8 protein-coding genes are annotated in these 8,694 nt (G+C 64.6%); 7 read left to right on the top strand and 1 reads right to left on the bottom strand.

The window, feature by feature from the left end:
* Positions 1-20: 20 nt before the first annotated feature.
* Positions 21-1,850: an aspartate--tRNA ligase gene (gene aspS / locus VL973_RS03490; protein WP_325282638.1), complete on the bottom strand. Its 1,830-nt coding sequence runs from the start codon at positions 1,848-1,850 to the stop codon at positions 21-23.
* 100 nt (positions 1,851-1,950) lie between these two features.
* Here aspS and rnd point away from each other — a divergent pair, with 100 nt between their 5' ends.
* From rnd to phoU, 7 genes are all read left to right on the top strand, one after another.
* Positions 1,951-3,126, top strand: coding sequence for a ribonuclease D (rnd, locus tag VL973_RS03485; RefSeq protein WP_325282637.1), 1,176 nt, complete (start codon positions 1,951-1,953; stop codon positions 3,124-3,126).
* A complete protein-coding gene (locus VL973_RS03480; protein WP_325282636.1) occupies positions 3,123-3,422 on the top strand; it encodes an I78 family peptidase inhibitor in 300 nt (99 codons plus the stop codon). Before rnd ends, VL973_RS03480 begins: the two co-directional genes overlap by 4 nt.
* Before the next feature lie 121 nt (positions 3,423-3,543).
* Complete coding sequence (locus VL973_RS03475) at positions 3,544-4,578, top strand: substrate-binding domain-containing protein (RefSeq protein WP_325282635.1); 1,035 nt, start codon at positions 3,544-3,546, stop codon at positions 4,576-4,578.
* Between the two features lie 6 nt (positions 4,579-4,584).
* On the top strand, positions 4,585-5,958 hold the full coding sequence (pstC, locus tag VL973_RS03470; RefSeq protein ID WP_325282634.1) for a phosphate ABC transporter permease subunit PstC: 1,374 nt from the start codon (positions 4,585-4,587) through the stop codon (positions 5,956-5,958).
* Positions 5,951-7,213 carry a phosphate ABC transporter permease PstA gene (gene pstA / locus VL973_RS03465; protein ID WP_414712189.1) on the top strand — a complete coding sequence of 421 codons (1,263 nt, stop codon included), beginning with the start codon at positions 5,951-5,953 and terminating at the stop codon, positions 7,211-7,213. The genes pstC and pstA overlap by 8 nt, the downstream gene beginning before the upstream one ends.
* On the top strand, positions 7,213-7,992 hold the full coding sequence (gene pstB, locus VL973_RS03460) for a phosphate ABC transporter ATP-binding protein PstB (protein ID WP_325282633.1): 780 nt from the start codon (positions 7,213-7,215) through the stop codon (positions 7,990-7,992). Before pstA ends, pstB begins: the two co-directional genes overlap by 1 nt.
* Before the next feature lie 27 nt (positions 7,993-8,019).
* Positions 8,020-8,694, top strand: a complete 675-nt coding sequence (gene phoU, locus VL973_RS03455) for a phosphate signaling complex protein PhoU (RefSeq protein WP_325282632.1) — start codon at positions 8,020-8,022, stop codon at positions 8,692-8,694.

The raw sequence follows: 8,694 nt of genomic DNA, 5'->3' as shown, positions 1-8,694 counted from the left end.
CGGTGGCGGGCGCCGTATTCTCATTCCGGCGCGACCGTCTCGGCAGGCGGCGTCACGGGTTTCGCGCCCGGCGTTTCGACAATACGGATGCCCAGTTCGCGAAGCTGCTTGGCCGTCACGGCCGACGGCGCGTTCATCATCAGATCTTCCGCCTTCTGCGTCATCGGGAAGGTGATGACTTCGCGGATGTTCGGCTCGTCCGCCAGCAACATGACGATCCGGTCGACGCCCGGCGCCGATCCGCCATGCGGCGGTGCGCCGCATTTGAACGCGTTTATCATGCCAGCGAAATTGGCATCGACCTCGGCCTGGGAATAGCCCGCGATCTCGAACGCCTTGTACATGATTTCCGGCTTGTGGTTCCGGATCGCGCCCGACGACAGTTCGACGCCGTTGCACACGATATCATATTGGTAAGCAAGAATATCGAGCGGGTCTTTCGTTTGCAGCGCGTCCATCTCGCCCTGCGGCATCGAGAAGGGGTTGTGGCTGAAATCGACCTTCTTGGCGTCCTCGTCATATTCGAACATCGGAAAGTCGACGATCCAGCAGAACTCGAATCGCTTGTCGTCGATCAGGCCAAGCTGCTCCGCGACGCGCGTGCGCGCCAGCCCCGCCAGCTTCGCTGCCTGCCCTTCCTTGCCCGCGGCAAAGAACACGCCGTCATTCTCGCCCAGCCCCAGCGCCGCGATCAGCTTCGCCGTCGCTTCCTCGCCATGGTTCTTGGCGATCGGGCCGCCGGGCACACCGTCCTTAATGTTGATATAGCCAAGGCCCGAATAGCCTTCGCCCCGCGCCCAGTTGTTCATCTCATCGAAGAACTTGCGGCTGCCGGCCCCCGCGCCCGGCGCCGGGATCGCGCGGATCACGCTGCCGCCCTCGACCAGCGAGGCGAAGATGCCGAAGCCCGAGCCATGGAAATGGTCGGTCACGTCGGCGATCTCGATCGGGTTGCGAAGGTCGGGCTTGTCGTTGCCGTATTTCAGCATCGATTCGCGGTAGGGGATGCGCTTGAACGGCAGTGCCGAGACGGTGCGCCCCTTGCCCTGCCAATCGGCGAACTGTTCGAACACGCCGTGCAGCACCGGTTCGATCGCGGCGAACACGTCCTCCTGGGTCACGAAGCTCATCTCGAAATCGAGCTGATAGAATTCGCCCGGCGAACGGTCGGCGCGCGCATCTTCGTCGCGGAAACACGGCGCGATCTGGAAATAGCGGTCGAACCCGGCGACCATCAGCAGCTGCTTGAACATCTGCGGCGCCTGGGGCAGCGCATAGAATTTGCCCGGATGCACGCGGCTGGGCACCAGATAATCGCGCGCGCCCTCCGGCGAGGAGGCGGTCAGGATCGGCGTCTGGAACTCGGTGAATCCCTGATCGATCATCCGGCGGCGCAGCGACGCGATCACTTCGGCGCGCAGCATGATGTTGGCATGGACCTTTTCGCGACGCAGATCGACGAAGCGATAGCGCAGGCGGACATCCTCGGGATATTCGTTCTCGCTGGCGACGGGCATCGGCAGGTCGTGCGCCATCGACTGAACCACAGCTTCCGTGGCGCGGATTTCGACGGCGCCGGTGGGCAGGTTGGGGTTCACCGCCTCTGTCGCGCGCGCCACCACCGTGCCGGTAATGGTGACAACCGATTCGCTGCGGAGCGATTCGATCACGGCGAACACCGGGCCGTCGACCTCGGTCACGATCTGGGTGATGCCGTAATGGTCGCGCAGGTCGACGAACACCAGGTCGCCATGGTCGCGCTTTTTGTGGACCCAGCCCGACAGGCGAACGGTCTGGCCGACATCGGTGTCGCGAAGGGCGCCGCAATGGTGCGTGCGATAGGCGTGCATGATCGTTGGTCTTTCGCTTCGGCAGAAATCAGGATGGTCGCCGCGCATCCCGCCCCCTTCCCTCTTTGTCAAGGCGCGCACTTGGTTCTATGGAACCGCGATGCACATACATGGTCTGATCGAGGACAATGCGGCCCTCGCCAATCTCTGCTCGCGCCTGTCCAATTCCCCGTTCGTCGCCGTGGACACCGAGTTCATGCGCGAAAACAGCTATTGGCCAGAGCTTTGCCTGATCCAGATCGCGGACGAAAACGAAGCCGCCGCGATCGATCCGATGCAGCCGGGCATCGACATGAAGCCGCTGCTCGACCTGCTGGTCGAGAATGAAGAGGTGCTCAAGGTCTTCCACGCCGGCGGGCAGGACATCGAGATCATCTACAATCTGACGGGCAAGACCCCGCACCCGCTGTTCGACACCCAGGTCGCGGCAATGGCGCTGGGTCAGGGCGAACAGATTGGCTATTCGAACCTGGTCGACAGTTACCTGGGGATCACCGTCGACAAGGGCGCGCGCTTTACCGACTGGTCGCGCCGTCCGCTCGATGCGCGGCAGATCGATTATGCGATTGCCGACGTGACGCATTTGTCGAAGATCTTTCCGCGGATGCTCGACAAGCTGCGCCGCACCGGACGCGGGCTGTGGCTGGATGAGGAGATGGAGCGGCTGGCCGACCCGTCCAATTATTTCAACGATCCCGATCAGGTATGGCAGCGCATCCGCATCAACAGCCGCAAGCCCGACGTGCTGGGCCGGTTGAAGGCGCTGGCCCGCTGGCGCGAGCTGGAGGCGCAGGGCAAGGACCTGCCGCGCGGCCGTATCGTCAAGGACGAGACGATCGCCGACCTCGCCGCCAATCCGCCGCGCCGCCAGGGCGATCTGGCCAAGGTGCGCGGCCTGTCTGCGACATGGGGCGGCAATGATATCGGCGGGCGACTGATGGCGGCGCTGGACGGCGCGGCGCCGCTGCGGGGCGACGAATTGCCGTCGCGCGACGATCGCCGTCCTTCGGTGGGCAAGGACGGGGCGCTGGTCGCCGATCTGCTCAAGCTGCTGCTCAAGATCAGGGCCAAGGAGATCAACGTGGCGTCGCGGCTGCTTGCCCGATCCGACGACCTGGAGGCGCTGGCGGCGGGTCAGCGCGAGGGGCTGGCGGTGCTGACCGGCTGGCGTTTCGAACAATTCGGCCGCGATGCGCTGGCGCTGGTCGAAGGCCGGCTTGGCTTTGCGGTCAAGGGCGGCAAGCTGCGTATGACCCGAACGGAGGACCCTTCATGATCCGAATACTGCCTGTCGCGCTGCTCGCCTGTTCGGCCTGTGCGCCGATGAATGAACCGCAGTCGCCCGCCAACGATCCGGCGGAGACCGGCGCACAATGCGACGCGACCGCGATCCAGGACCTGGTCGGACAGAATGGCGATCCGGCGACGATCGAACGCGCAAAGTCGATGTCGGGCGCTCGCGACGTGCGCCGCTATGTCAGCGGATCGGCGCTGACGATGGACTTCCGCCCCGACCGGCTGAACGTCGAAGTCGACGCCGCGGGGCGTATCGTCAAGCTCGGTTGCGGCTAAGTCATTTGAAATGATCGGGGGCGTTGTCATCAAACCGAAACGTCAATGCAACAAAGGGGCGGCGATCCGATGCTAGCGGCCATAGCGGGGCCATTTCCAGAGCATCCGGGGGATTGTTTCGATGTTGCGACCTTTTGCCCTCGCGGGGTTGATTGCCCTTGCGCTGACTGCCTGTGACGAGAGCGGCGCCGCGCGCGAGGAGATCCGTGTCGTCGGTTCCTCGACCGTCTATCCGTTCACCACGGCGGTGGCCGAACAATTCCGCAACAAGCGCCCCGACCGCAAGGCACCGGTGATCGAGGCGACCGGCACGGGCGCGGGTATCAAGCAGTTCTGCGGCGGCATCGGGCCGCTGCACCCCGACATCCTCAATGCATCCCGCCGCCTCAAGAAATCCGAATATGATGTCTGCGCCGCCAATGGCGTGACCGAAATCATGGAGGTTCAGGTCGGGCTGGACGGCGTGGCCTTTGCCGAATCGACGCGTGGCCCCAAGCTCGCGCTGAGCAAGGTCGACATTTATCGCGCGCTCGCCGCCAATCCCGGCGGACAGCCCAACCAATTCCGTTTCTGGTCACAGGTCAATCCCGCGCTGCCCCGCATTCCCATCCAGGTGATGGGTCCGCCGGCGACCAGCGGCACGCGCGACGCGCTGGCCGAGCTGATCCTCGCGGAAGGGTGCGAAGCAACGGTGCCGGGCGCGGCCGCGTGGAAGGAAAGCGACAGCGACCGCTTCGCGCAGACCTGCACCCGCGTGCGCGACGATGCGGCCTATATCGATTCGGGCGAGAACGATAACCTCATCGTCCAGAAGCTCGACGCCAATCCCAATGCAATCGGCATTTTCGGTTTCAGCTATCTTGACGAGAACAAGGATCGCCTGAACGGCGTTCCGATCGACGGCGTCGAGCCGACCTATGAAACGATCGCCAGCGGCCAATATCCGGGCGCACGGCCGCTATATATCTATGTGAAGAAGCGTCACCTTCGCCCCGTCCCCGGTCTGGCCGAGTTCCTGGGCGATTATGTCGAGGCATGGGGACCGGAAGGCCCGCTGGTCCGCAAGGGCATGATCGCCGCGCCTGAGGCCGATCGTCAGCGCGCGGCACAGGTCGTTGCGAACGGCACGACGCTCGATCCGGCGGGGCTGGAATAAGGCGCGATGACCGGTTCGGCTCTTTTCTTTCTCATTATCGGCCTCGCCCTGATCGGCTGGCTGACTGCCCGCGCCCGCGCGACCCGGATGCAGGGCGGCGGCGGCCGGCTCCATTCGCTGCCGGGCCAGCATGGCTGGTATGTGGCGATGTGGGTCGCGGTGCCGGCATTCGTCTTCCTCGCCTTCTGGAGCTGGCTCAGCCCGCAGTTGGCGCGCGAAGGCGTGCTGGCCAGCGCTCAGGCCGCGTCCCTGCCCGACTTCGCGTTCGAGCGTTCGGCGATCCTGTCCGAAGCGCGCGCCATCGCGAACAACCCCACGCTCGGCGCGTTCAATCCGCTGGCTGAAACGCTGGCGCCGGTCTATCGCATCTACCTGACACGCTATGCCTGGATCGGCACGGCAATCGCGCTGGCGCTGGCCTTTGCCGGTGGCGCTTACGCTTTCAGCCGCATCGCACCCGCGTTTCGTGCGCGCTGGCGGGTCGAACGCGGGGTGATGCTGATTCTGCTGGTCGCCTCGCTGATCGCGATCCTGACGACGCTGGGCATTTTCCTGTCGCTGCTGGTCGAAAGCGCGCGCTTCTTTTCCATCGTGCCGATCACCGATTTCCTGTTCGGCTCGCATTGGTCGCCACAGGTCATCAGCGCCAGCGATCCCGGTGCCGATCTGGGCGCGGTGCCGCTGTTCTGGGGCACCTTCTTCATCGGCGCGGTCATCGCCATGGTGGTCGCGATCCCGTTCGGTCTGATGAGCGCGATCTATCTGACCCAATATGCCGCGCCCGTCGTGCGAAGCTGGATGAAGCCGATCCTCGAAATCCTGGCGGGCGTGCCGACCGTCGTTTACGGCTATTTCGCCGCGCTGACCGTGGGACCGGCGATCCGTCAGTTCGCGGTGGCGATCGGCCTGCCCTATGCCAGTTCGGAAAGCGCGCTGGCGGCGGGGCTGGTGATGGGCGTGATGATTATTCCGTTCGTCAGTTCGATGGCCGATGACGCGCTGGCCGCGGTGCCCGGTTCGATGCGCGACGGCAGCCTGGCGATGGGCGCGACCCGGTCGGAGACGATCAGCCGCGTGTTGCTGCCCGCAGCACTGCCCGGCGTGGTCGCGGGCATCCTGCTGGCGGTCAGCCGCGCCATTGGCGAGACGATGATCGTCGTGATGGCGGCATCGGGTGCCGCGACGATCAGCCTCAATCCGTTCGACAGCGCGACCACCGTGACCAAGCAGATCGTCGACCTGCTGACGGGCGAGGCGGAGTTCAACAGCCCCAAGACGCTGGCGGCGTTTGCGCTGGGCCTGACGCTGTTCGTCATCACCTTCCTGCTCAACATCGTCGCGCTGCGCGTGGTGAAGAAATATCGCGAAGCCTATGAATAAGATCGCAGACCGCCAGCCGACCGACTGGGGCGCCGCCGCGATGCAGCGCCGCATCCGCCGCCGCTATGCCGCCGAACGCCGCTTCCGGCTGCTCGGCCTGGCGGCGGTCAGCCTGTCGGGCGCCTTTCTGGCGTTCCTGTTGTGGACGATGATGTCGAACGGCATCGCCGGATTCAGTCGGACCGAGATTCGCCTGCCGCTCGATTTTCCGGCGATCGCGCTGGATGTCGAACCGGCGCAGTTGGGCCGCGCGGGCGCCGACCTGGCGCTGGCGGGCGCCGGGCTGCAAAACGCCGTCGGCGCGGCCGCCGTTCAGGCCTTTGGCGAGGATGGCGAGCGGGTGATCGCCGAAAGCGCGTGGGTCTCGGTGCGCGAAGCGATCAAGCGCGATCCCGACATGCTGTCGCGCCGCACCACGATCACCGTGCCGGCATCGGCCGATGTGCATGAAGCTTCGACCGACGATGCGGGGGCCGAGGCGGAGGCGATGGTCGCCGCGCTCGAACGCGGCGGCGCGCTGACCAGCGGGTTCAACTGGACGTTCCTGGCCGGCGCCGATTCGACCGACCCTTCGGGCGCGGGCATCTGGGGCGCGCTGAAAGGCTCGCTGCTGACCATGGCCGTGACGCTGGGCCTCGCCTTTCCGATCGGCGTGCTGTCGGCCATCTATCTTGAGGAATATGCGCCTCGCAATCGCTGGACCGACCTGATCGAAGTGTCGATCAACAATCTGGCGGCGGTGCCGTCGATTATTTTTGGCCTGCTGGGACTGGCGGTGTTTCTGGGCACGTTCAACATGCCGCGCTCGGCCCCGGTGGTCGGCGGTTTGACGCTGGCGCTGATGATTATGCCGGTGATCGTGATCGCCGGGCGCAACGCGATCAAGGCGGTGCCGCCCTCGATCCGCGACGCGGCGCTGGGCGTCGGGGCCAGCAGGGTGCAGGTGGTTTTCCACCACGTCCTGCCGTTGGCGCTGCCCGGCATCCTGACCGGCACGATCATCGGTATGGCCCGCGCGCTGGGGGAAACCGCACCGCTGTTGATGATCGGGATGCGCGCCTTCATCGCCACCCCGCCAGAGGATCTGACCGATGCGGCAACCGTGTTGCCGGTGCAGATTTTCCTGTGGTCCGACCAGGTCAGCCGCGGCTTTGTCGAGAAAACATCGGCGGCGATCATCGTGCTGCTGATATTCCTGCTCGCGATGAACGCGCTGGCAATCTATCTTCGCAACCGTTTCGAGACCCGCTGGTAATGCTGAACCCCGTTCCGAACACGTCGCCGAAAATGTCGGCCCGCAACGTCAATGTCTTTTACGGGCAGAAACAGGCGATCGACGATGTGTCGATCGATGTCGACATGGAGAATGTGACCGCATTCATCGGCCCGTCCGGCTGCGGCAAGTCAACATTTCTGCGGACGCTCAACCGGATGAACGATACCGTCGCGTCGGCCCGTGTCGACGGCGATATCCGGCTGGACGGCGAGGATATCTATGCCGCGTCGATGGATGTGGTGCAGCTGCGCGCGCGCGTGGGCATGGTGTTTCAGAAGCCCAACCCGTTCCCCAAGTCGATCTATGAAAATGTCGCCTATGGCCCGCGCATCCATGGGCTGGCGTCCGGCAAGGGTGATCTGGACCGGATCGTCGAGCAGTCGCTGACGCGCGCGGGCCTGTGGAGCGAGGTCAAGGACCGGTTGACCGATTCGGGCACCGCACTTTCGGGTGGTCAGCAGCAGCGGCTGTGCATCGCGCGGGCGATTGCGGTCGATCCCGAAGTCATCCTGATGGACGAGCCGTGCAGCGCGCTCGACCCCATCGCCACCGCCAAGATCGAGGAACTGATCCACGAGCTGCGCGGCAAATACGCAATCGTGATCGTCACGCACAACATGCAGCAGGCCGCGCGCGTTTCACAGCGCACCGCGTTCTTTCATCTGGGCACACTGGTCGAATATGGCGTAACCTCGGAAATCTTCACCAATCCGCGCCAGGAGCGGACCAAGGACTATATCACCGGACGCTATGGATAATCGGCGCGTCCGGTCGGGAACCCCATGATGAACGAACACACGGTCAAGGTATTCGACGACGAACTCGGCCAGCTGCGCGGGCTGGTCGCCCAGATGGGTGGGCTGGCCGAGGAAGCGATCGGCAAGGCGATCGAGGCGCTGGTGCGTCACGACCTTCAGGCCGCCGCTGCCGTGGTGGAGGGTGACAAGCGGATCGATGCGCTGGAAAGCGAGGTCGAACGGCTGGCCGTCCAGTTGATCGCACTGCGCGCGCCGATGGCCGACGATTTGCGCGAAGTGCTGGCCGGCATGAAGATCGCCAACGTGCTGGAGCGGGTGGGCGATCATGCCAAGAACATCGCCCGCCGTGTCGCCGATGTCGATCAGGCCAAGCATATCGAACCGCTGTCGGTGCTGCCCGCGATGGCGGGGGTCGCGTCCGACATGCTGCACGACGTGCTCGACGCCTTTGCGGCGCGGGACGCAGCACTGGCCGAATCGATCGGTGAACGCGACCGCGCGGTCGATGATTTCTACAACTCGATCTTCCGCGCGCTGGTGACGTTCATGATGGAAAACCCGGCGTCGATCAGCCAGGCGGCGCATCTGCTGTTCATCGCCAAGAATCTGGAACGCATCGGCGATCAGTGCACCAACCTCGCCGAAATGGTTTATTACGCGGCGACCGGAGAACAACTGGTCGAACGCGATCGCGTCAGCTGA

The sequence above is a fragment of the Sphingomonas sp. genome, from assembly GCF_035490575.1.
Taxonomy (GTDB): domain Bacteria; phylum Pseudomonadota; class Alphaproteobacteria; order Sphingomonadales; family Sphingomonadaceae; genus Sphingomonas.
The sequence above is the reverse complement of the archived record's forward strand: the minus strand, read 5'-3'. Positions and strand labels throughout refer to the sequence as shown.